At 47.0% G+C, this 25,329-nt stretch carries 19 protein-coding genes; 4 read left to right on the forward strand and 15 right to left on the reverse strand.

Features of this window, described 5'->3' with window-relative positions; all coding sequences use genetic code 11:
• The first annotated feature begins 9 nt into the window (after window positions 1–9).
• Entirely contained in the window at window positions 10–975 is a 966-nt protein-coding gene (locus tag AC1DFM_RS08275; RefSeq protein WP_477076239.1) for a terpene synthase family protein, read from the forward strand.
• Here AC1DFM_RS08275 and AC1DFM_RS08280 read toward each other — a convergent pair whose 3' ends face one another.
• The 6 genes from AC1DFM_RS08280 to AC1DFM_RS08305 all read right to left on the reverse strand — a co-directional run bounded on the left by AC1DFM_RS08280 (window position 976) and on the right by AC1DFM_RS08305 (window position 10,241).
• Window positions 976–2,673, reverse strand: a complete 1,698-nt coding sequence (locus AC1DFM_RS08280) for an ATP-binding response regulator (protein ID WP_477076240.1) — start codon at window positions 2,671–2,673, stop codon at window positions 976–978.
• Window positions 2,674–2,788: 115 nt separating this feature from the next.
• Complete coding sequence (locus AC1DFM_RS08285; protein ID WP_477076241.1) at window positions 2,789–4,900, reverse strand: copper-translocating P-type ATPase; 2,112 nt, start codon at window positions 4,898–4,900, stop codon at window positions 2,789–2,791.
• 12 nt (window positions 4,901–4,912) lie between these two features.
• Window positions 4,913–7,117 carry a multicopper oxidase domain-containing protein gene (locus tag AC1DFM_RS08290; protein ID WP_477076242.1) on the reverse strand — a complete coding sequence of 735 codons (2,205 nt, stop codon included), beginning with the start codon at window positions 7,115–7,117 and terminating at the stop codon, window positions 4,913–4,915.
• 19 nt (window positions 7,118–7,136) lie between these two features.
• On the reverse strand, window positions 7,137–7,637 hold the full coding sequence (locus tag AC1DFM_RS08295; protein WP_477076243.1) for a DUF3347 domain-containing protein: 501 nt from the start codon (window positions 7,635–7,637) through the stop codon (window positions 7,137–7,139).
• Window positions 7,638–7,678: 41 nt separating this feature from the next.
• On the reverse strand, window positions 7,679–7,891 hold the full coding sequence (locus tag AC1DFM_RS08300) for a heavy-metal-associated domain-containing protein (protein ID WP_477076244.1): 213 nt from the start codon (window positions 7,889–7,891) through the stop codon (window positions 7,679–7,681).
• A gap of 100 nt (window positions 7,892–7,991) precedes the next feature.
• Window positions 7,992–10,241 carry a heavy metal translocating P-type ATPase gene (locus AC1DFM_RS08305; protein ID WP_477076245.1) on the reverse strand — a complete coding sequence of 750 codons (2,250 nt, stop codon included), beginning with the start codon at window positions 10,239–10,241 and terminating at the stop codon, window positions 7,992–7,994.
• A 198-nt stretch (window positions 10,242–10,439) separates the two neighbouring features.
• Between AC1DFM_RS08305 and AC1DFM_RS08310 the strand changes: the two genes are divergently transcribed.
• Window positions 10,440–12,401 carry a sialate O-acetylesterase gene (locus AC1DFM_RS08310; protein ID WP_477076246.1) on the forward strand — a complete coding sequence of 654 codons (1,962 nt, stop codon included), beginning with the start codon at window positions 10,440–10,442 and terminating at the stop codon, window positions 12,399–12,401.
• Between the two features lie 193 nt (window positions 12,402–12,594).
• On the opposite strand, the gene AC1DFM_RS08315 is transcribed toward AC1DFM_RS08310, so the two are convergent.
• Both AC1DFM_RS08315 and AC1DFM_RS08320 read right to left on the reverse strand, forming a co-directional pair.
• Window positions 12,595–13,179, reverse strand: a complete 585-nt coding sequence (locus AC1DFM_RS08315; protein WP_477076247.1) for an NADPH-dependent FMN reductase — start codon at window positions 13,177–13,179, stop codon at window positions 12,595–12,597.
• 78 nt (window positions 13,180–13,257) lie between these two features.
• On the reverse strand, window positions 13,258–14,433 hold the full coding sequence (locus tag AC1DFM_RS08320) for a hypothetical protein (RefSeq protein ID WP_477076248.1): 1,176 nt from the start codon (window positions 14,431–14,433) through the stop codon (window positions 13,258–13,260).
• Between the two features lie 118 nt (window positions 14,434–14,551).
• Between AC1DFM_RS08320 and AC1DFM_RS08325 the strand changes: the two genes are divergently transcribed.
• The gene (locus AC1DFM_RS08325; protein ID WP_477076249.1) at window positions 14,552–15,661 is read left to right on the forward strand and encodes a glycoside hydrolase family protein; all 1,110 of its coding nucleotides are present in this window, start codon (window positions 14,552–14,554) and stop codon (window positions 15,659–15,661) included.
• 183 nt (window positions 15,662–15,844) lie between these two features.
• Here the strand turns inward: AC1DFM_RS08325 and AC1DFM_RS08330 are convergent, their stop codons facing one another.
• The gene (locus AC1DFM_RS08330) at window positions 15,845–16,510 is read right to left on the reverse strand and encodes a DUF2306 domain-containing protein (protein WP_477076250.1); all 666 of its coding nucleotides are present in this window, start codon (window positions 16,508–16,510) and stop codon (window positions 15,845–15,847) included.
• Between the two features lie 100 nt (window positions 16,511–16,610).
• On the opposite strand from AC1DFM_RS08330, the gene AC1DFM_RS08335 reads away from it, so the two are divergent.
• Complete coding sequence (locus AC1DFM_RS08335; protein ID WP_477076251.1) at window positions 16,611–17,195, forward strand: hypothetical protein; 585 nt, start codon at window positions 16,611–16,613, stop codon at window positions 17,193–17,195.
• Here AC1DFM_RS08335 and AC1DFM_RS08340 read toward each other — a convergent pair.
• The 6 genes from AC1DFM_RS08340 to AC1DFM_RS08365 all read right to left on the reverse strand — a co-directional run bounded on the left by AC1DFM_RS08340 (window position 17,175) and on the right by AC1DFM_RS08365 (window position 25,316).
• The gene (locus tag AC1DFM_RS08340) at window positions 17,175–18,593 is read right to left on the reverse strand and encodes a GDSL-type esterase/lipase family protein (protein WP_477076252.1); all 1,419 of its coding nucleotides are present in this window, start codon (window positions 18,591–18,593) and stop codon (window positions 17,175–17,177) included. The genes AC1DFM_RS08335 and AC1DFM_RS08340 overlap by 21 nt on opposite strands.
• Window positions 18,594–18,655: 62 nt before the next feature.
• Window positions 18,656–19,114, reverse strand: coding sequence for a hypothetical protein (locus tag AC1DFM_RS08345; protein WP_477076253.1), 459 nt, complete (start codon window positions 19,112–19,114; stop codon window positions 18,656–18,658).
• An 86-nt stretch (window positions 19,115–19,200) separates the two neighbouring features.
• Window positions 19,201–20,613, reverse strand: coding sequence for an aminotransferase-like domain-containing protein (locus AC1DFM_RS08350; protein ID WP_477076254.1), 1,413 nt, complete (start codon window positions 20,611–20,613; stop codon window positions 19,201–19,203).
• Between the two features lie 41 nt (window positions 20,614–20,654).
• On the reverse strand, window positions 20,655–22,826 hold the full coding sequence (locus AC1DFM_RS08355; RefSeq protein WP_477076255.1) for a c-type cytochrome domain-containing protein: 2,172 nt from the start codon (window positions 22,824–22,826) through the stop codon (window positions 20,655–20,657).
• The gene (locus tag AC1DFM_RS08360) at window positions 22,826–23,851 is read right to left on the reverse strand and encodes an NHL repeat-containing protein (protein ID WP_477076256.1); all 1,026 of its coding nucleotides are present in this window, start codon (window positions 23,849–23,851) and stop codon (window positions 22,826–22,828) included. The genes AC1DFM_RS08355 and AC1DFM_RS08360 overlap by 1 nt, the downstream gene beginning before the upstream one ends.
• A gap of 13 nt (window positions 23,852–23,864) precedes the next feature.
• Entirely contained in the window at window positions 23,865–25,316 is a 1,452-nt protein-coding gene (locus AC1DFM_RS08365; RefSeq protein WP_477076257.1) for a DUF1501 domain-containing protein, read from the reverse strand.
• Window positions 25,317–25,329 lie beyond the last annotated feature (13 nt).

Here is a 25,329-nt window from a genome sequence, read left to right on the forward strand (position 1 = left end):
CAATTTGTCATGCTATCAACAATTTCCGGCCCGGAACTTTATTGCCCGTTMCCTGAAACGCTCCATCCGCAGGTATATGAAGCGGATCAACACACCACCGATTGGGTACATGCTTTCCAGCTCGTAAAAGACAACAGTACCTGGGAGCATTATCACCAACAGAAATTCACCTGGATGGTAGCCCGCATGTTCCCCAATGCTTCCCTGTTTTCATTATGCATTGCGAGCGATTTCAACACCCTGCTATTCCTCTGGGATGATCACCTGGATGCCCTGGCACCCAACGAATTCAATACCGGATTTGAGCGCATGGTTTATCAGATGATGCAGGTGCTGGAAGAAAACAAAACGTTTACCCTCGCCACCGGCGGTCCTATTCTCGCCGCTATGAGCGACATCTGGCAACGGATGCGGCAAATCGGCAACAAAGCCTGGCAATCCCGCTTTGCACGCAGCCTCAAAGATGCATTTATGGCCAACATGTGGCGCATGAAACACGTAGACAATGCCAGGAATATTTCGCTGAATGATTACATCCGTTTCCGGCCTCAGATCGGTGGCGCCAACTTCTTCCTGGACCTCGCCACACTGGTAGGCGAAATAAATTTGCCGACAGACCTACGGGGCAACAAACAGGTAAAAAGCCTGGGGCTGTATTGCAGTCGCACCATCTGCTGGGCGAATGATCTCTACTCCTTTTCAAAGGAGCTGGAAGGGGGAGATGAACTGAACCTGGTGATGCTGCTCAAACATCATCATCAGCTCACGCTGGAACAAGCCGTAGAACAGGCCGTCCGCATCCACAACTCAGAAGTGGCGCTGTTTAATAATACGGCAGATGTACTCACGGCGCTTTGTTCCAATACGGTGAAACCCTTACTGGAAGAATATGTGCTGGCCCTTGGCCGTATGATGAAAGGAAATATTGATTGGAGTAGCCAGGATACTACCCGCTACCAGTATGTGTATGCTTAATTATTGTGGTAACAGTTTATTCAGGGTGTTATTCAGCAGCCGTAGATCAATAGGCTTGGAAATGTATTCACTGGCGCCTGCCCCAAGCATATCATCGATCGATTCCTGGAAAGCATCCCCCGATACCGCAATCACCGGAATGTCTTTAAACGCAGGTATTTCCCGGAATCGCTTTATCGTATCGCTTCCGCTAAGTCCCGGCATATAACTATCTATGAAAATAACGTCCGGTTTTTCATCCATTGCCTTGTTAATCCCCTCTACTCCACTACCGGCTACCAGGGTATTAAAGCCCAGCTTACGCAGAAAGTTGGCCAGTACCAGCTGACTCATTTCATTATCATCAATGACCAGCCCTTTCAGCCCCTTGTGCAAGGTCAGCTCCATGAAAGATGCCCCGCGTGCAGCCACCGGTTTCTCTGGCTCTACCAGCGGCAATTGCACCACAAAAGTAGCCCCTTCCTGTAGTACGCTGTTAATGGTGATTTTCCCGCCCATTAACTCCACATACTTCTTCGTGATAGGCAACCCAAGGCCGGTGCCCTCAAAATCGCTTTTTCCCGCCTTAAATGGCGTAAATACCGATAGCAGGTCCTGTTCCGGTATCCCCGGGCCCTGATCTTTTACCTGAAACTGCCAAAGGTCCCCATCTCTCAAAACAGTAATATTCACCACACTATTGGCACGGGTAAACTTGATAGCATTAAACAACAGGTTATTCAATACCTGCGTGAACTTGCTTTTATCCGCCACAATATCCGCCGGCATACCTTCGCGGATATCCGCTTTAATCCGGATACCGCGAAGGTCGGCGATGTATTGGTATACAATCACTTTGTCTGTAATCAGTTCCCGGATATTGAATGCCTCCGGATGCAGGTCGTGCGAAGCGCCTCCCTCAATCCGGGAGATCGCCAGCACATTATTGATAATCTGTAATACGTTATGCGTAGCGGAATACAGGTGCTCTATTTCCGGACGGATCTCGGCATACCGCTCTTCCTTATGCACCTTCATCAACAAATCCTGACTGATGCCATAGATAGCATTCAGCGGGTTCCGTATTTCATGGCTGGTTTCCCGTACAAAAATGGTTTTTTCGTCGGTAGCCTTCACCAGTTTATTGTTGAGCGTTTTTAATCTTCTGACATATAGGAAGATAGTAGCGATGTCCAGCAAAAGGATAGCCGGTAGCGTAATCCAGCGGATAATAAATTGCTGTTCGTGTCCCATGGCCATGGGCGGCACCAGGTTAGTATAATAGTTGATTTCGCATGCTACCACCGACAAGGCCGCTACCACTATGCTGGCTATCACCAGGGCGCGGGTCCGGAATATCATCAGCGACGCACCTAACAGAAACAGGAACAACAGGTGTACTTCTGTTAACATCCCCATTACGGCACTGAAATATACAATAGCCACGTTATTAATGGCCACAAAGCATATACTGGCTAAAACAGGCTTATTAGCTGCGTTCAACAGCAATACACCTATGAATAACGCTGCTTCTATGTGGGCTGGGACTAACAAATCCATTTTACCCGTACCCCAATAAGCCAACGCACCAAAAAGCAGGCAAAGCGTGGTGGTAATTACTGAAAAAGTATTGACCATTCTGGTCACCCTGGCCTGCGCTTCCTCCTGATGGGAAGTGCCGGCATTCACAATACGGTGAAATAGCTGGCGAGTATCCATATGGTTATTATTTTGAGAGGCATTTATGGGATGATAACATGGCGAAAATAACAGTTGTAAACTAAAATACTATCACATGATTAAATCCACTACAATATTACGCAATATTTACGTTTTACTTGCCTTTCACTTTTAACAGACTGGCATTAATTGCCACCACCACGGTACTCACGGTCATCAATACCGCCCCTGCCGCCGGACTCAGTAAAATACCCTGCTCATACAGCACGCCGGCTGCCAGCGGCAACGCCACTACGTTATACCCCGTAGCCCAGATCAGGTTCTGCATCATCTTACGCCAGGTAGCTTTTCCAAACAAAATCAGGTTCACCACGTCCTGCGGATTGCTGTTCACCAGCACAATGCCGGCTGTCTCTGCCGCCACATCACTACCACTGCCAATAGCGATACCAACATTCGCCTGGGCCAGCGCCGGCGCATCGTTGATACCATCACCTGTCATCGCCACAAACTCACCTTTCTGCTGTAACTCTTTTATTTTATCCAACTTCTCATGAGGCAATACTTCTGCAAAAAAGCTATCCATGCCTAATGCTTTACTCACGCTTTCTGCCACTTTACGATTATCACCGGTAAGCAATACCGTTTTGATATTATTCTCCTTCAGCGTGGCAATGGCTCCGGCAGATTCCGGCCGGATCTGATCCGCCAGCGCAATAAATCCTGCTACTGCATTATCTACTACCACATACACCACGGTTTCCCCGGAAGCAATGTTAGCACTGGTGTTCTGCCCTTTAAACTGCTCTTCAATAAAACCAGGGCTCACTACCTTCACTTCTCTTCCACCCACCTTCCCGGTAATACCTTTACCGGTAATAGCGGTAATATTTTCTGCCGCCGGCAATGATAATTGTAATGCTTTTGCTTTGTCCACAATACCCGTGGCAATCGGATGCTCAGAGCTGCCTTCCAGCGCTGCGGCCAGCGACAACATCGCTTCTTTCGTCAAACCAGATTGTAAGGTATCAAAACGTACTACTTCAAAACGGCCTACGGTCAGCGTACCGGTTTTATCGAATACGATGGTGGTAATGTTACGGGAATTTTCAAAGTCGGTGCGGTTCTTAATCAGCAGTCCGTGTCTGGCCGACAAGGCGGTGGATTTAGCGATCACCAGTGGTACTGCCAGTCCCAGCGCATGCGGACAGCAAATCACAATCACCGTTACCATCCGTTCAATGGCAAAGGAAATATCTCTTCCACTCATCCACCAGTATAAGAAAGTAGCTACTCCCGCCAGGATGGCGATGAGGGTCAGCCAACGCGCCGCTTTATCTGCCAGCAGCTGCGTTTTGGATTTAGATTGCTGTGCATCCTGCACCAACTTCACTACCTGCGATAAATAAGAATCTGCCGATCCATGTGTCACGGATACTTTAATCGCCCCGTTGCCGTTCACGGCACCTGCAATGACTTTATCGCGGGCCTGCTTCTGTACTGGTTTGGACTCGCCCGTCAGCATGCTTTCATTCAGATAGGTTTCACCTTCGGTAACCACCCCGTCTGCGGCTACTTTTTCACCTGGCTTGATTAAGATGATATCGCCTGCTTTCAGGGAAGACGTTTGCACCTCCATGATATGATCACCATGTACCAGGTGCGCATTATCCGGCATTAGCTGTACCAGTAATTCCAATTCCCTGGACGCACCCATCACTGATTTCATTTCAATCCAGTGCCCCAGCAGCATAATGAGAATCAGGGTAGTTAACTCCCAGAAGAAATCCATTCCCGATAAACCCACTACCGTGGCCACACTATAGATATAAGCCACGGTGATGGCAAATCCGATCAGCGTCATCATGCCCGGCTCCCAGGCTTTCATTTCGTCGTACCAACCCTTTAAAAAGGGCCAGCCGCCATATACAAAAACCGTTGAAGACAAGGCTAATAACAGGTACTTATCTCCCGTAAAATTTATAGAAATACCTAACCATTGCTGAATCATTTTTGATAACAGCATTACTGGAACGGTGAATAATAACACTACATAAAAACGTTTTCTAAAGTCGGCAATCATCATCGCGTGATGATCATGGTGTCCGCCATGACCACCATGCTGCTGGCCGGAATGATCGGGCGCCTTTGGCATATCGCCATGCGAATGATGTTCATGATGTGCGTGTTCAGATGCTGGTTGATGTTCGGGCGCTGGTTGATGTTGCTGCCCGTGTTGATGCTCATGCTGATGTTGATGATCCATTTCTTGTAGGTTTTAATAGCTTAATGTAATCCCCGCGCCAAGTCCCATATCACTATCGTAATGTGTTGAAATAGCAAAGTTTTTGGTAACAATGTACCGGAAGCCGGCCATGTATTCTTTATCGGTGTTCACCATAAAACTGAACCGTAGCCGTTTCGTTACCGGCACATCATCCCGCATCAGCTGAAACCGCAGGCGGCCGTCGGTATCCACAGAAGCATCCGCCACAATCAGCATCGGCAACGTATATTCCAGGCCCACATGAAATACCTGTCTGAAATCTTTGGTATTCTTTTGTCCGAATAAATTCTTCTCGGATTCTTCCATTTTGCGGTAACGCACATCCCAACCGACGTAAGGAAACAGCCACTGCATTTTACCAATGTATCGTCCGAAATGGCTTTCACTTTCATAACCATGATGATCATTCAATCCCAGCCTCCACTCGGTAGATAAGCGATAACGGGTATTGGCTACCATGATTTCACCATCACTACCAGTGCTTTCCAGTCCTACCCTGGCCATGGTATGCATCATGCGGTCGTCTTTCTTCAACATGCGATACGCCATCGCAGGATCTGGTACTTCCGGGTTAGGCGGTGAATTTTCATAGCTGAACACACGTCCCATGCCACTCATCATGTGATATAAAATGTGACAGTGAAAGAACCAGTCGCCGCTCTCCGTGGCCGCAAATTCAATGGTATCCGTTTCCATCGGCATGATGTCCAACACGGTTTTCAACGGGGAATATTCTCCTTGTCCGTTCAGCACCCGGAAGAAATGTCCGTGTAAGTGCATCGGGTGGCGCATCATCGTGTTGTTATACAGCACGATTCTTACATTTTCACCTTTCTTAATTAAGATCTTATCTGTTTCGGAAACCGTTTTATTGTTGATACTCCATACATAGCGGTTCATGTTACCCGTTAGTTCGAAGTTGAGTACTTTCATAGGGCCATCAGGCAAGGTGGTTTTCTCCGGCGCCTTTAACATGCCATAGTTCAGCGTTACAATATCGCCAGAAGTGCTATCCATGTGCATACTACCCATGTCGTGTTGCATAGGCGCCGCTGCTTCGCCGCCGGTAATTTCAGGATACATCACGGTATTCATATCCATCTGCTGATTGGTCATCTGCATACCGCCGCTGGTATCCAGGTCGCCGTTCATTTGCATCATGCCGTTCATCATCTTCATGCCTTCGAAGTACTTCAGTCGTGGCAGCGGTTTGGCCGGCATTTTCATGCCTTCACCTAGCCAGAGGGAAGTGCTGCCGGTGCGGTCTTCTGCGGTAGCCATGAATTCATACTGCATATTTTCAGGTATGGTCACTACCACATCATAAGTTTCTGAAACCCCTACCAGCAGGCGATCTACTTCTACGGGTTCTACGTCGGCGCCGTCGTTGGCGACTACGCTAATTTTACCGCCGGCATAGTGTAACCAGAAATAGGTAGAAGAGCTACCGTTAATTATGCGCAACCGTACTTTGTCGCCAGCTTTAAACTGTGGCGCTGTGGCGGCAGACTGGCCGTTGGACAAAAAGCGTTCGTAATATACGTCGCTCACATCCATGGCATTCATGCGTTTCCATTCATTGGTTACTTTGGTAGAAAAATGTTTGTGCTTTACCGCTTCCGCATAACTCTGTACCGATCCTTTTTTGATGGCGAACCAGTCGTTCGCATTATGCAGGTAGCGGTTCACAGTATGCGGATGCATATCGGTCCAGTCGCTCAGCAATAACGTATATTCTTTCTCGTTAGTTTCATTTCTTTTATGGATAACAATGGCGCCGTACATACCGCTTTGTTCCTGGAACATGGTATGACTGTGATACCAGTAGGTACCGTGTTGTACAAGGGGGAACCGGTAGAGATGTGTTTCACCTGCTTTAACCGGGCTGGTGGTGAGGTAAGATACCCCGTCGTACTGATTAGGTAAAATAAGTCCGTGCCAGTGGATGGAAGTTTCTTCTTTCAGGGTATTATGCACATAAATTTCTGCGGTATCGCCTTCTGTGAAGTGCATGGTAGTGCCGGGGATGGCGCCGTTGATGGCGAGCGCATGTTTGGTTTTTCCGGAGTAGTTCACCATGGTATCTCCTACATACAGATCGTAGCGAACTACTTTAGGAGCCTGGTTGAAAGAAGCCTGTGCAGTAACCACACCACACAGGCTCATAAATATCATATACAGGAATAGTGCTTTCATAGTCGAAATTAAAATGCTGCTACTTAATAGTATCGCTTACTTTACCGCAAGTCAGCATCTGATTGCCGAAGTAAGGATTTTTAATGGCGTTGCTGCTGCTCAGCCAGTAGGCTTTTTTCATGGGGCAATATTCCTGATATACTGGTGCGGCAGATAAGGATACTGCTTTCGCCAGTGTATAGATATTATCTGACAATGTTTTAAAATACTCCCGTTGTTTGCTGATGTCTTTAGTGCCTGCAATTCCTTTGGCATCGGCTAATAATTTGTCGGACAAAGGCATGTAAGCGTTGTGATCTGCCGCAGGCATTGATTTCATATCTACTTTGGCGGCAGCTTTTACAAATTCATCGGCCTGTGCCGCAGCGGTGGTGGCATTGCTGCCAATCAGCGCATCTTTCAGCTGATAGTAGTGTGTCAGCAAAGGAGAAAGTTGGGAAGAAGTAGCTTTGTCCTGTGCCTTACCTTGTTGGAAAAATCCGGCTACTAAAACCATTCCTGCCAGTAATATCTTTTTCATGTTATGTCGTTTTAAGGTTTGTAAGAATTGATGCGCTGATATTATGATAATGCTTCTGCTTTATAACCTGCTTTTTCTATCGCTACTCTTACTTCACTTTTATCCAGGTTTTCTTTGGCGATGGTGAGCACTTTGTCCGGGCTATTCAGGTCTACTTCCCAGTTATCGGCGCCGGCTAGTTCATTTAATACAGGCGTTACCGTTGCTATACATCCTGAACATTTTATATTGGTTTTGAATTGTACTGTTTCCATTTTATTTATTTTTTTGTGAGATGATTGTCTGTTTGATGGTGTAAAATTACGAGAGAAGGAACCGGGGATTGTTACACAATTCATAATTCCTTTTACATAATTATAGTTTGGTCATTTTAAGACGTAAACTGTTACTCACCACACTCACAGAACTCAATGCCATAGCTGCACCAGCAATCATTGGGTCCAGCAGGAATCCATTGATCGGGAATAATACACCCGCCGCAATTGGAATACCGATGACATTATATATAAACGCCCAGAAGAGATTTTGTTTAATTGTGCTGACAGTTTTTCCGGATAATTTAAATGCCCGGGGGATACTGTTCAGATCTGAGGTGATCAGGGTCATTTTAGCCACATCCATAGCGATGTCAGAACCTTTACCCATCGCGATGCTCACATCAGCCTGTGCCAGCGCCTGGGAGTCGTTGATACCATCTCCCGCCATGGCAACCACTTTACCGGCCTGTTGCAGCTCTTTCACAAATTCGGCTTTATAAGAGGGCAATACTTCTGCTTTATAGTGTTTAATCCCTACCTGTTGGGCTACAGCCGCTGCGGTGTGGGCATTATCGCCGGTGAGCATATATACTTCAATACCGCTGCGCTGCAAGGTTTCAATAGCCGCTTTGGAAGTAGCTTTGATTTTATCGGCAATGGCAATCACGGCCAGCAGTTGTTTATCGACCGCAAAATATACTACGGTGTTAGCGGCGGCCTGCAATGCGCCGGCTTTGGCTTTGGTAGTGGCATCCAGCAGTACTTTATGCGCTGCCATCAGTTTGGCGTTACCTATGTACCAGGTGCTACCTTCAAAGCGACCTTCTACTCCTTGTCCGGTAATGCTTTCAAAATGATCCAATGCTACAGGAGTAATATTTTGTTCCTGCAAATGAGCCACTACCGCTTCTGCCAGCGGGTGTTCTGACTGGCGTTCCAGTGCATACAGCACTTTTTGAGCGGTATCTCCTTCGGTATTCCAGATAATGCTTGTTACTACAGGTTTACCTTCGGTGATGGTACCGGTTTTATCCAGTATCAGGGCATTTACTTTATGGGCCAGCTCCAGGCTTTCTGCGTCACGGATGAGGATATTGTTTTCAGCGCCTTTACCTACTCCCACCATGATAGCGGTAGGGGTAGCCAGTCCCAGCGCACAAGGACAAGCAATCACCAGTACAGTAACGGCGGTGAGCAACGCATGACTAAAGGCATTATCTGTCCCTAATATCATCCAGGTAGCAAAGGTTAAGATGGCAATACCAATCACCACCGGTACAAAGATGCCGGCTATTTTATCCACCAGCTTCTGTACCGGCGCTTTACTGCCCTGGGCTTCCTGCACCATCTTGATAATTTGTGCCAGCAGGGTGTTGGAGCCTACTTTTTCTGCATGGAACTGAAAGCTGCCTTTCTGGTTAATAGTACCTGCAAACACCGGTTCTCCGGCTTTTTTAGCCACCGCTACCGGCTCTCCGGTAATCATGCTTTCATCTACATAGGAAGTACCATTGGCGACTTTACCGTCTACCGGGATTTTTTCTCCGGGTTTCACCAGCAACAGGTCATTTACCTGTACCTGTGCAATAGGAATTTCGGTGGTATTACCATCACTGCCTACCAGCAATACGGTTTTAGGTTGTAAGCCCATCAGTTTCTTGATGGCAGAGGAAGTATTTGATTTCGCTTTTTCTTCCAGTAATTTTCCGAGAGATATAAACGCAATAACTACCGCTGCTGCTTCAAAATAGACGTGTGCATGCAACCCGCGCTGGTGCCAGAATTCAGGGTAAAAAGTATTGAAGGCACTGAACAACCAGGCAATACCGGTACTTAATGCCACCAGTGTATCCATGTTGGCCTTACCAAATTTGGCTTGCTTCCATGCATTCACGAAGAAGTGACGACCCAGGAAAAACACTACCGGTGTGGCAAACGCCATCATGATATAGTTACCATAAGGCATATCCATGAAAAACATACCAATGATCACCACAGGGAGCGATAATACCGCCGACCAGATGGTTCTTTGTTTGATTTGCTGGTAGTGCTTTTGCTGTGCGGCCGCCTGTTCTTCTTCCTGGTTTTCTTTATTGATCAGCAAATCGTAACCAACGCTGCGAACACTGCTCTGCAGGCCTTCCGGCGTAACTACGGATGGATCATATACTACCCAGGCGCGCTGATTGGCGAAGTTCACACCGGCATCAGATACACCGGGAACAGATTTAAGCATTGATTCCACGCTGATGGCACAGGCAGCACAAGTCATTTCCAATACAGGGTATGATTCTTTGATCTCTTGTTTCTTATGTGCAGTAGGCTGCACGGATATAGCGATTGACATATTTCTAACGATTTTATGCAAAGCTACTTCMGGTACGAAGGGAATCTGTTACACTATTCAGGGTTATTTGTATATAATTTTAAGTCGCCACTTGTCACCTCTTTATCATAAAAGTTATAAAATAAAAAAACGCTTGCTTACATTTATAGGCGCATAGCGATTCCACGCATTTCTCTTGATAACGACAATACCACAAATATGAAAAAAACAGTTTTGTTACTGGCCACCACGATGATTACCTCGGTTGGATGGGCCACTGTTCGTCTTCCCAATATCTTCGGCGACAACATGGTACTGCAACGCGATAAACCCATTCCGGTATGGGGCTGGGCAGATAAAAATGAAAAAGTGACCATTCAGTTTAACGGACAAACGAAAACCGTTAAAGCAGACAAAAACGGCCAGTGGAAAGTATTGTTGAATGCGGAGAAAGCGGGAGGCCCTTATAATTTGTCCGTACAGGGCCAGAACAATATCACCCTACATGATATCCTGATGGGAGATGTGTGGGTGTGCAGCGGCCAGTCTAACATGGAATTCCCTGTAAATGCAGTATTGAACGCAGATAAAGCCAAAGCGGCATCTGCGAACCCTGATATCCGGCATTTCTATTTACCGAAAGATATTTCCGCTACACCTAAAGCGGATATCAAGCCTAGTGCCTGGAAGGCCGCCAGCCCTGAAAATACCGGCGATTTTACTGCCGTTGGCTACTTCTTTGCCAAAGCCCTCAACGAGCAGTTACATGTCCCTATTGGCCTTATACACACGTCCTGGGGCGGCTCCATGGTGGAAACCTGGATCAGCCGCGATGGAATGGCCAATAACGAAGTATTCAGCGACCTCATAAAAAATGCGCCGGTATTGAACATCGACTCTTTTGCGATAGCCAATAAAAAACGTGTGCAGCAACTCATAGCGTCTAAACAGGGCGAATTGCCCGATGCAGCTACCGCCGCCGGCTGGTCGGCCGAAACCGTGGCGGATCAGTCGTGGGACAAAATGAAAGTACCCGGCGCCTGGGAAACCCAGCAGATCGGCGACTTCGACGGCGTCATCTGGTTCCGCCGCAGCTTCGACATCGCCGCTGCTGATGCTGGCAAACCCGCTGAATTAAGCCTGGGTACTATCGATGATAACGATGTGACGTATATCAATGGCGCCCGCGTTGGCGGCACCAATGCTTACAATGCTACCCGCCTGTATCAGATTCCGGCCGGTGTGTTAAAAGCAGGTAAAAACACGATTGCAGTAAGAATAGAAGATACCGGCGGTGGCGGTGGTTTTACCGGCGATGCATCCGACATATTTGTGAACATAACAGGCCACAAACAATCACTGGCGGGCGATTGGGCTTACCGCATGGCATCCGCCTTTATCCCCGAAGTGAGTGTAGGCCCCAACAGCTACCCTTCCCTGCTGTATAATGCCATGATTCATCCCATATTACCATTTGCCATCAAAGGCGCTATCTGGTACCAGGGCGAAACCAACGCCGGCCGCGCTTATGAATACCGCAAATCATTTCCGCTGCTCATCAGCGACTGGCGCAGGTTATGGCATCAGGGCGAATTCCCCTTCTACTTTGTACAACTGGCCAGCTTCAATTCTGCCAACGGCAATAGCCAACACGGAAGCACCTGGGCAGAGTTAAGAGAAGCCCAAACGCTTACATTGAACGTTCCTAATACAGGCATGGCCGTTATTACAGACGTGGGAGACCCGAAAGACATTCACCCAAGAAATAAACAGGACGTAGGGAAAAGACTGGCAGCTGTGGCCTTACATAATACCTATGGTGAAAACAACGTGTACAGTGGTCCTGTGTATCAGTCCATGCAAACCAACGGTAATAAAGTAACCCTCAGCTTTACCAGCGTGGGCGGTGGTCTTACGGCAAACGATAAATACGGCTATATCAGAGGCTTTGAAGTAGCCGGCGCCGATCAGCAATTCCATTATGCCAAAGCCTATGTAACAGGCGATAAAGTAGTGGTATTCTCCGAAGAAGTCAGCAATCCTGTAGCGGTACGTTATGGCTGGGCGGATGATAACCTGGAAGATAACCTCTTTAACAAAGAAGGTTTCCCGGCTGCGCCTTTCCGCACAGATACCTGGAAAGGGATTACTGAAAATACAAAGTATGCGATTGGTAAATAAGCGATTTTTTTGTCCTGGGACAGGATTAAACTGATTATACTGATTTTTACTTTTGATTTTTGGGAGATTGAAAAGATGATGGGAGATTGAAACAGGTATATCTGCTTCAATCTCCCATCATCTTTTTCTAATTTAAATCAGTTTATGTAATGCTGCCTCTTTTTAAGGCAACTACATCTTCTCAAATAATTATTTAAAATAACGACGGCGCTGGTAATAATACAACGTCTTCTTCTTCACCCGCCACCACAGCAGCCAGCGTAGCTATCAATTTTCGTACCTGCGTTTCCGTTTCAGGATCGGTAATCACACCCTGCTCATTCACTTTCCGCTTTACGCCAGATACTACTATCTGCGCCTTCTCTCCTATTTTAGACTCTATAATGAGTAAGGTTCCCAGCAACGACTGATGCGCCTTATACCCCGAAGTCCCCGCCGTAATCAATGCCACCGGTTTACGGGAAAATTGCATGGAGGAAACGGTCCAGTCAATCGCGTTTTTTAATGTTCCCGGCACGCCAATGGCATACTCCGGTGAACAAATCAACACGGCATCAGCTTTAGTCAGTTGTTCGCGGAATTGCTGTACAGGCTCCGGCGCACTTTCCGGCAGCATATCCAAATCAGGATTGAAATGCGGTAAGCCGGTGAGTCCATCCCATAACTGCACGTCGAATATATCTGCGCTTAGCGTGGTAATAGCCTTGATAAGATGGTGATTGGAGGAAACCTCCCGGGTGCTGCCGCAAATCGCCATTACTTTGATTTTATTGCTCATGTTAATGATCCTGTTAAATGGGTTCAAATATAAATGAATCTGAAGGAAAGAATGGGAGTAGTTAGGACGGAAATTGATCTAAATAATCCCTCTTTTCCGCCAGTCAGCGATTTGGTTTTTAGGCATACCACCATCCGTTAACACTTCGTCTAAATCATCTGCCATACTCCAGTCCGCAGAAAAAGCGATGAAGTCTTCTGTGACGGATAACTTAGCAGCCACTAGTCCGGCTGTTAATAATTGGGCGGTCCTCCTGATCATGGCCTCTGCTGGCTCGTAAATATCCAATGTTTTCAAGTGTGCATTAAACGCAGTAAACAGATGGTCGCTATTTTGAGGAATTAGTTCAATATACTCTGCATCTCCTCCTATCACCAATAAAGCAAATAATTCCTCCTCTCCGTTTTCCTCCACATACGCTGTCCAATCAGCTCGCGATACCACTCTTAACATAGGCATATAATTAGCAATGACACGATAACCGACTTCTAACACTGCCAATGGTACATCCACGCCATAAGCAACCAATGTATCCACAACATCTGCCGCCATTCGCTGTGCTACTTCCTCCTGCAATTCCTCCAGTGTCATGTCCACTACCGGCTGTGCATATTGACACCTGCGTTTGCCATCGACATCAACTTTAGTTATTTCGTATAATTCTCCTGTTGACGTGTAGGTATAGAGGTTAGTAGTATAATTTTCTTCTTCCTCATAGGCATATAAGCAGTCTGCATATGCAATACGATCTCCTTCATAATGATATTGCTCCACTGAGCATATGATATCTTCCCGAATGTATGCCAACTTATCTTCTTTAGTGGGGCCTGCCTCCGAGATATTCCATACTCCTCCGTTAATACCAAGCACTTGATAGCTTACTTTCTTACCATCCTTATATATAATCCGTCGTATACGATTAGGTAGCGCTGTCCCCATCTCAAAATCCACATACTCTACCAACTCTTCAGAATAAGTAAAAAAACCCTTCCAGACATTTCTTCCACTATAGTAGCAAGGTCTCCCAACCGCATCTAATCCCCAGGTAAAATACTCCTCTTCTGATGGCGGTTCACTTAATAACCCTTCGCCAGGAGGGAATCCTTCTTTGGTATAAGTGGACAACTCAAACTGAAAACGATCTGAAAATACCCAGTTAACAGCTTCTGCTTGATAATTTTCCAGTGTCGTTATTTCATCGTATGCGGTTAACCATCTTGCTAATAGTTCCTCTTTTAATTCGTCTAAGTTCATAAGGGATCACGGGTTTCCGTAAAATTCCTGAAAAACTCCGGTATTTCCTATCCCCTCATTTTTTTGTATGTTGCACTATTCTCAATATACCTATAGTCGATTGTAACACGTTGGACACATGAAAAGAAGCACTTTTATTCAACAAGTCACCGCAGGCATTATTCTTCCATCTCTGCTGGGCGCCAATAGACTATTGGCTGGCACTACCGACACCGCTTTTGCAGATAAACTGCTCACGGCTCCCGTAGGTGGCGGTTTTAAAATGGACGACTATTGGGTATGGGACCCCTCTGTGGTAAAAGGAGAAGACGGGCAATATCATATGTTTGCGTCCCGCTGGTCGAAAGACCTGGGCTTCGGCAACTGGGTCACCAATTCACAAATTGTGAGAGCCACCTCACCTACGCCGGAAGGGCCGTACACCTTCGCAGAAGTAGTGCTGGCTCCCCGCGGAAAAGACTTCTTCGATGGACTGGTGACACACAACCCGAGAATTGTAAAATATAAAAATAAATACCTGCTCTATTACATGGGTACCTCATACGATTTCAAAGTGCCCGATAACCGCGAGGATGTATGGGCGGATGGTCGCGCCCAACGCGCCTGGATGCACAAGCGTGTAGGCATGGCCGTGTCTGACTCTGTTTTCGGTCCCTGGAAACGCATGGACCACCCGGTAATATCACCGCGCCCTGGTAAATGGGACGCTTCTATTACCTCCAATCCGTCGCCGGTCATCAAACCTGATGGCAGCGTATACCTGATGTATAAATCATCGTCCAAAGATCAATCGCCGCCGCTACTGCTGGGAGCCGCAGGCGCCAAACGCTATGATGCAGTGTACGAAAGATTATCCGACAAACCGGTATTCTCCTTTCACAGTAAGGAAAACATGGACAACGATGTGGAAGATCCCTTTGTATGGTGGTCTGGCAAACAATATGAACTGATCATGAAAGATCGCTTCGGACATATTTGCGGAGAAGAAGGTGGCGGTATTCATGCTACTTCTAAAAATGGCGTCGACTGGAAACTATCCAATCCGGTAAAAGCCTATTCCCGTATCGTGAAATGGAATGATGGCACTACCACGCATCAAGCCAACTTTGAACGGCCTTTTCTTTTATTTGAGAACGGCAAACCTACACATCTCTTTGCGGCTACCGGCTCCGGCCCAAGACCGTATGAAGTAGATAAAACCTGGAATATGGTCATCAACCTAAAATAATACCTATGGGATCTTCTATTGTGGCTATTCTTTTCTTCATGACAGTAGCCTTTGTTATAGGCTGGATATGTTATTTCTTTTCCCGGAAAATTTACCGCGTATTTCAATCAAAAGGCGAAACAATAGCACTTACAGCGGGGATCATTACTTTCCTCCTCTGCTTGTCGATTATCATTGGCGCTATTATGTACTTGATCTTTTATCAGCTTGCGCTGTCAAGGGGATGATTTTAAAATAAATCCATCCTTCTGCTAATAATAAGTTGGGCACAAATCCCAGCCAGGCATCAATCATGTATAAGGTAAGCGGGTCGATATCAAAACTATGCGATAAGATTTCTTTCCAGCTTCTGAGTGTGATTGCGGAAAGCGTCAGTGCATAACTCCGGATCATAAAACGGCGGTGTGCAGCGATATCGCCTCTTTTGGCAGCGGCAACGCCCTGCCAGGTAAACCAGCACCATAAACAATCCAATATGGTGAAAGCAATCCTGGAAGGAAGCAAGCCATTTGCGTAATAGGCCATGATCATGCCCGCAGGAAAATTGATAACAATGATATTCCAGGCATACAAACGTCCAACAACCCGGTGTACCAAGGGGCGCTCTTTTAACAGCTCTCCCGCAAATTGTGTAAAGCCCGCCATCAGGGAAAATATCGCCGAAAATACATGCACATAAAAAGCAACCTTCCACACCTTATTCCCTACATATGCCTGCTTTAATAGTAAAAAGCCCACATCATCCCGTAATGCAGTATACTGCAGGATCGTTCTTATCATTAAAAATGTAGCGGCACATAGCAGCAGGTAAATAATAAAGGAAAGGAATATCTGGCCTATAATTTTCAAGTACCTGGATTTTTTGTCAAAATACCATTTTTCTGAAAACAGGGTGTATAAACAAATGTTTTAGTAAAATTGCAATAGCTAAAACAATCTCCGGTTGGTTATGAAAAGATTTAAAAGCATTGCAGGCATATGCCTGTTGTTGATGAGCGTTAGCATACCACTTACCGCACAGAAAAAAATAACAGGTATTTATTCCAATGTAAATGACTACCTCATTCGTCAACTCCGGTATCATGACAGCACCGGCACCAGCAGCATTAAACTATATACGCTGGCCCCTAAAAGCTATGTCACTATTCTCTATAAAGACAGTATCCTGCAACTGAATAAGCAGGAGGTTTTCGCCTACCGGCTCACTAACGGGGAAGTATATAGGATAATAGGCAACTACAGTTACCAGATACTGAATAGCAATCCAAAGCTATTGTTGTATAAAAGAAAAATACCTACATCTCCAAAAGAAGGACCCGACGATCAGTTCAAATACTATTTCTCAGCAGCCAATGGTCAATTACAGACATTAACTGCCTGGAATGTGAAACAAGCCTTCCGGGACCATCCCACACTGGCGGACCAGATAGATGCACAGTTTAAACGCGATGCGGAGCTCATGAACTACGACAGCTTCCATCAAATGTATAAGCTGGAATGGTTGCTGCAACAACTACCGATGCAAGGCCTTTAAGATGAAATCCACAATAGGCGTGGGATCTGGGAAGCTATGCGGATGATGCGCAAAACCCGGTTTATGCATCACCGTTATATCGCCGCCGGCTGCACGTACTTTGGCTTCAAAAGGAAGCGTATTTTCAGCTGGGATTACATCCCGGTCTTCATCTGCCAACACATGCAACATAGGGTATTTACCCTTTACAATGTCGTTTACCTTATACAAAGGACTCCCTTTAAATGCCAGCGCCGCTGAATCAGATGTCAGCTGATAATCTTTCTTAAATACCTCCCACTCACCACGATTGGCAGATTGCTTCTTATACTGTATACCCGGCCAGCTCGTCAGGTCTATAACAGGATTATCTACGTACACGGCTGCCACCTTATCCGGGTTCACAGCCGCCCAGTTATACACGTAAATACCACCCCGGCTCATGCCCTCCATCACCGCCTTCTCCGCTAATCCTTTTCCATGCAGCATGGCATAGAAGTCGTTCCACAATTGAATAGCTTCTTCATTACCGAATAATTCCGACGCATCACAATACACCACATGAAATCCTCTTTCCAGCAACGCAATATCTGTTTGTGGCTCATGCCCCCAGAAGCGGGCCCGCCAAATCCACGGATGACCGGCCGCTTCCCGTACCGGTGCTACCACTTTGCAATCCCGTCCTTTGAAATCAAAATCCACGGCATGATAGCCATAGAAATAACTGGTGGACACATGATTAGGTAAATTATTAAGCAGATGTAACGACGGCGCCGCCTCCGGATGAATCACCTCATACAACGTTTTCGCCATCTTTGTAGTGCCTTCCAGTTCCGGATGAATCCCATCCGGCAACAATGCCGGCCTCCCAATAAACAACGCATTCATATTTACTACTTCCACATTTTCCTCATGCGCCACCCATCTCACTTTAGGCAGAATACTTTTGGCAATCACCGGGTCCCAGATCTGCGTGGTATCCGGCACAAACGATGGAATCGGCAGTAGCAGCACTATACGCGGCTTTGAAGGCAACGATTTAAAAGCCGCGATCATCTCACGATAATCTTTTTCATACTCATCCAGGTATACACGGTTCACCAGCTTGCTGTCGTTCCCACCGAGATCAATAACTACAATATCCGGCTGGCTGGCCAGCGCGGCTTTATATTGCGGCGTATTCCAATAAGGGTGATCCCCTTTCTTCAACAAAGTAGTACTGCTCACCCCGTAGTTAGTCACGCGGTAACCTTTACCCAGCATACGTTCCAGCTGTGCCGGGTACGACTGCGTTTTCGGATCTGCCAACCGGGCGCCGGCACAGATGCTTGCACCCAAACAGGCAATTTTGATAGGCTCCGCAGCCGCCGACAAATGATAAAATAAAATGGATAACAACGCGAAGTACCGGAAAGTCATATGCTTCAATTATACGTGGACGAATAAGGCATTAAGATAATAAAATATTCCACGTATATCCGTTATAGTTGCTCCTTCACCCAATAAGAGGTTGCTGCCTGTTGCACAAATCCTCCGCTTTCCAGAAACGGTCTGTTGGCCGCAGTGGGCATCGTCCACATAGCATCGCGTCCCTTGTAAATCGTCATACATTTCTCCAGCAGCGATGTTTCCACCACCCCACCGGCATATGCGGACAACACCCCGAAAGCTACCAACTGCACGATTCGCTTATTGTCAAGGATGGCCGGGCGCTCACCCGCATCTGTCAGAAAAGCAAATCCCGCCGGCTCGTCTCCGGCATATACAATCAGCCACTGACTGGAAAAACTATTCATCGTATTGACCAGTATTTTTCTCGTATAGGTGCCTTCCGGCACTTCATCCGGATGCTCCGACATCCAGGTACGCAGCAGGTATAACAATTCATCCAGCATCTTATCTGATGCCACTGCAAACTTTGTAATCACTTRTGTATCCATATCCCTACAGTTAAACTTGAGCTACGAAAGTAGCAGATGCCCACCAGCCGGGAAGATACAGTCAACAAAAATCCAGGCGGTACAGATTATTTTTGATGGGTAGACGCATAGGTACCTATCTTACGAAGTACCGCCTCTTTGGCAGCAGTATACTTGTCCGCAAATACCAACCGGAAAGAATGCTCAAAAATGGGACGGAAAGAAAATGCTGATCCGGGGGTAAACTTCACGCCTATTTGCGCACAATACCGGTAAAAAGCCTTCATATCCTGCCTGGGCGGCATCTGTACCCATAAGTGATAACCACCCTGCGGACGGGATAAAACAGTATCCGCCGGAAAATGTGCCTTTATTAACTTAATACTCTGGTTACATTGCGCCTGCAACTGCCGGCGGAATACCCGGAGATGCTTTTCATAAGCACTACTTTCGAGGATCTTCAGCATCGTTTCCTGGTACACGGGCGACACGGCACTGCCAATCGCAAAACGGATCTGCTCTGCCTGCCGGAAAAAGCGCCCGGCCGACAGCCACCCCAGCCGGATGCCCGGCGCCAGCGACTTCGCAAAAGAGGCACAAGTCATTACCCAGCCACTCTCATCAAAAGAACGAATGGTAGAAGGCCGCTTCCCATCGAAATACAGCTCTCCGTAAATATCATTTTCAATTAACGCAATGCCGTTGGTTTGCGCCACCTGTAACAACAAACGCTTTTGCTCGTCTGTCATCAATGCACCGGTAGGATTATGAAAATTAGGCGTTACTACAATCGCTTTAAAAGTATGCAGCGTACACGCCTGCTGCAATGCGGCAATATCAAAGCCGGTACGGGGATGCACCGGAATTTCCACCACATTTAAACGCAATACACGGATCACTTCCAGTACAGAAAATATACAGGGACTTTCAATGGCAATCACATCACCCGGCTCGCATACGGCCGCCAGGGCAATGTATACCGCCTGCAAGGCGCCATCTGTAATCAATAATTCATTGGCCTGTAAACGGGTATGATAGTGCGCGGCACGTTTGGTGATGGCGGCTCTCAACGCAGCCGATCCATTGGGAGGGTAATATTTCAACAACGCGGCGCCCTTTTCCCGGATCACCTGTTGCATGGTTTTAAGTAATAACTGTTGGGGTAACAGCAGATCGCCGGGAGCCGCCACATTGAATTCCGACAACACACTGCGTTGCAGGTTCTCAGAGGTAATTACCGCCAGGTTAGCACGGAATACCGGATCACGGATCACCGTCGTTTCACCGGTATCGGCTACCGGCGCCGGCCGGGCACTTACAAAATAACCCGACCGGGGCACACTCTCTACCCATCCGTTCAATAACAAATCATCATACGCACTTTGTATAGTGCTTAAACTGGTTTGATAACGCTCTTTCAACGCCCTTACAGAAGGTAACTTGTGCCCCGGCAGGTATTGCCCGCCTTCGATGTTACGGGCTATATCGGCGGCTATTTCTTCATACTTATGCTGTTTCATCTGGTACTCCCTTACCTGTCAAAGGTAGGCGAATTACACAGCTAATTAAAGCGTATTTCATCTGCAAACACCCAACCCGGATTTCCTTTGCCCGGATGCCACTCAGGAATCTTAGGAAGCGGCGACATGATCACTTTTATACAAGACAAACTTGTCAGCGGGAAACTGCAATCTATATCCAGCGCAGTTACGGGATCATCCTTTTTGCCGGCAGCAGGCATCACTTTTTTCAGGAGTCTCAGATGCTGCGCATCCGGCCCTCCCCATACTTCTACTTTGGAAGGAGGGAAAATATAAGCGCCCACATTGCTCAAACTGCMCACCGCCACCTGCTGCAACGAAACTGGCTTTTTAAACAGCATGACTACTTCCATTGGCTTTCCATTATATCCCAACCATTTTCCATTGCCATGCTCTACACCTCCCTTCTGGAGATCAATGAGTGTTTTTGGCCCGATGCCCGGATAAGAGCTATGCGGCTGTGTAACCAGCAGGATACTGTCAGGGATATACGAAGACTTATAAAAGCTATACTGCACCGGATCACTGGCATACCAGCCTTTCTTACAGGCAATAGCACGAATGGTGACATTCTTGTCGATTAACAGGCTGTCTTTAAACACCGGCGATTGCATACTATCCGGCACTGTGCCATCCGTAGTATAGCGTATTTCCGCGCCTCTGATCGGATGTTTCAATATCAACTGTATCTGATCCCTGAAAATCATGGCGGTGTTCATCAACTGCGGCTGATTCAGCTTCAGCAGGTTACCATCGTCCATAAATCCTTTGATCACAGCTACCTGTTTGAATGCACTTTGTACCTGTTGCATATCAGCTGCTGTCAGCGAGGTATTCCAGAGATATAGCTCCTTCAGGGCCGGCGCTTTCTTCAACGCCTGCAGTTCGGCCATCGTTACCGGCGTGCCGGACAACGACAAGCTTTCCAGGTGAGGCAACGACGCCAGGGCGTCAAGCGTTTTCCCTTTCAGGTTTGTAAAGCTCAGATTCAGTGCTCTCAGTTGTTGAAACTGCGAAATGGTTTTCAAATCCGCATCGGCTACCGGCATTTTCTGCAGGTGCATTTCAATGATCTGTTTTTTTAATGGCAACAGCTCTTCGATGGCCTTGCTGTTGAACTGATCTTTGTTATAGCAGTTCACGATCAGCGGCGCCGCATGTAAGGCGATCGGATAAATAACGCGATAGTTATTGTTGAGTTTTTCCACCAGCTTTTCATCTGCAGCAGAAAAATCATACACGGGTTCCTTTTTCTCTTCTGGTTGCAACATCGTGGCCGCCAGCAAACGTAAGCTATCATGCGCCGGAAGTGCGGCTACTTTCGCTTTGAAATCGGCCCCGCCTTTTATCCAGTAATACAACAATGTTACTTCTTCGTCTGTTAGCTGTGGCTTGCCTGCAGGAGGCATATGCTTCTTTGCATCAAGTGGCATGTGTAATCTTTCCAGTAACAGGCTCACTTCCGGTTTACCAGCCACAAACAGCTTACCACTCTTTCCTCCTTTCAACAACTGCTGCGGCAGATCCATGGCCAATTCCCCTTTTGCTTTACCGGCATTATGGCAATTCATACATTTTTCTTCCAGTATTGGCTTCACCAGGTGCTCATATACCAGMGCCTGATCAAACGGTACCGCGCCCTTTTTTCCGGCAGGCGTTACCGGCGCCAGTACAAAGTTCTCCCCATGGGTGATATCGGCGCCAAAATGACCTGTCAACACTAACAATACTACAGTAATGACTACTCCCACCTGCTGCAGCCGCAAACGGGGCGTAGCAGATTGTCCCAGCCAATACAACGCCGAAGCCAACCAGCAGATGCCTACCCCACTCCACTTATGCCATTGCAGGATACCACTGCCATTATAGCCTTCTTCTTTGGAAAGAAAGAGGCCCATGATAACGGTAACGACTGCACTCAGTGCACCAGCAAGCAGCAAAATAGCGGTGAACTGTTGCTTCCAGGCTTCGGTTGCCGGCTCACGCAAACGGATAAACGTTAATACGCCGGCTATCAGCAGCAGCACTATCGGAAAGTGTAACAGCAAGGGATGCATACGTCCCAATACCTGCAGCCAGGGCGGTAATACTACCTGGCTATTGAAAACGAGTAAAAAAAGAATAAAAATATTAGCGGCAAACAACACATTACTACCTACTGCCTGCCAACGGAGTCGCTGTTTCAATATCATTATACCCTCCTGAGTTTATATGGATACACTTTCCCTGAAGCCCACTGCGCCACATATAAATTTTCATCATTGTCTACACACACATCATGAGGATGTACAAATATTTTTTCTGCCTGCTGCATCGGCTGTAACTGGCCATTGGTATACACCGGAGCGGTACCACCAATATTAGATACTACTTTGTTATCCTTGTCCAGCACGGTCACAAAACCGCTGCCTTCCTTGTCCATATTGGGAGAACGTAATACCGCCGCATAGAGATGATCTCCTTTGATCACCGGACGGCACACGCAAGCGCCTGGCAGGGCAATTACTTCCTGTAATTTCCCGTCCATGCTGAAACGTTTAAAACAATTACGTGTTCTATCAGTAACAATGAGCGTAGGCGTGCCCTGGCGATGATCTACGGTGATACCGTGCGCATTGTCCAGGTGTTCATCTCCCTGACCTCTTCCTCCCCAAATCGCMAACAGCTTTCCTGTGCGGTCATAGTGCATCACATATTGCGCACMATATCCATCTGCTATATAAAAATCACCATTAGCTGCTACCGTGGTTTCTGTAGGCACAAATTCTTCCTTCTTCGTGTACTTACCGGTTTCCGCAGGATAGTCAATCGTCATAATGATTTTTCCATCCATGGTAGTTTTATATACCTGATGTTTTTCGGTATCGGTGATAAATAAATACTCCGTACCATTCTCATTACTGAGGGTTAAACCATGTGCACCAGGAAATTCATGACCCCAGTTTTCCAATAGTTTACCAGATTTATTGTAGACGAGAATATTATTTTTCGTTTCATTGGTCAGCAGGATGATCCGACCTTTCTTGTCCTGCACCATTTCATGGCAATCTTTCACGGGGTACCGGCTGCTGTCCAGTGTTCCCCACTTGGTATCCAGGGCATAACGCATGCCATTGTGGCCATAAACCGGTCCTTTCGGCTTCGCAAAAAGATCGCGGGAAATGTAAAAAGAGGCTGTTACTAACGCCGACGCTTGTATGAATTTTCTTCTTTCCATGGTTATCTATTTATCAGGCCATCAATCCCGGTATTACTTTACCGGCAACGTCAGTAAGCCGGTAACGGCGACCCTGGTGTTTAAAAGTTAATTTTTCGTGATCCAGTCCCATCAGGTGTAAAACGGTGGCATGAAAATCATGTACATGCACCGGATCTTTGATGATGTTGTAACCAAATTCGTCTGTTTCTCCATATACGCCTGGCTTTACGCCACCACCAGCCATCCAGATGGAGAAGCAGCGCGGGTGGTGATCACGACCGTAATTGTCGGCCGTCATTTTACCCTGACAATAATTAGTACGGCCAAATTCGCCGCCCCAGATTACCAGCGTTTCATCCAGCAAACCCCGTTGTTTCAAATCGGTAATCAATGCCGCAGACGCACGGTCCACATCCTTCGCCTGGCCCGCCATTTCATTCGGCAGATTACCATGCTGATCCCAGCCCTGGTGGTACAACTGAATAAAACGCACTCCACTTTCAGACAGCTTCCTGGCCAACAGGCAGTTGGCCGCAAAAGTACCGGGCACCAGGCATTCCGGTCCATACATTTTAATAATATCATCGGATTCTTTGGAGAGATCCGTTAACTCCGGCACCGCCGTTTGCATCCGGTACGCCATTTCATACTGTTGTATCTTGGTGGCAATTTCCGGATCACCAAATTCTTTCAGCGACTGATCATTCAAAGCAGACAACTGATCCAGCATCTGCCGGCGATTGGCCATGTCAATACCATCGGGGTTGTTGAGGTAAAGCACCGGACTTTCGCCACTGCTGAACTGCACTCCCTGGTGAATACTATCTAAAAATCCGTTTGACCAGAGCTTCGAATATACACCCTGCCCATTACCTTTTCCTCTCGACAACAACACACAAAATGCCGGCAGGTTTTTATTCTCACTACCCAGTCCATAACTCATCCAGGACCCAAAGCTGGCGCGGTTCCCCTGCTGTGCACCGGTCTGGAAAAATGTTAAGGCAGGATCATGGTTAATGGCTTCTGTATACATCGATCTCACAATACAGATATCGTCCACAATCTTTGCGGTATGCGGAAAGAAGTCACTCACCCAGGCTCTCGAGTCGCCGTACTGTTTAAAATCGATATGCGATCCCACCAGTGGGAACGACGTCTGTCCGGCTGTCATGCCCGTTAAACGTTGCCCCCCGCGGATAGATGCCGGCAGCTCCTGCCCCATCATTTCACGCAGCTTTGGTTTATAATCGAAGGTCTCCAGCTGCGATGGTGCTCCATTCTGGAACAGGTAAATGATTCTTTTTGCCTTCGGTGCAAAGTGTGGCACACCTGGAATAAACGGGGCCTCTTCTGCACCGCCTTTGCCAAAAATATCCGGTATCAGCAAAGATCCCAACGCCAGACTACCTACGCCCAAACTCAGTCGTGACAAGAATTTGCGGCGATTCATATTCAGGTGATGCTCTATAAATTCGTTTTTCATCTTCCTATATTTG

It is taken from the genome of Chitinophaga sp. 05T412 (assembly GCF_056396465.1).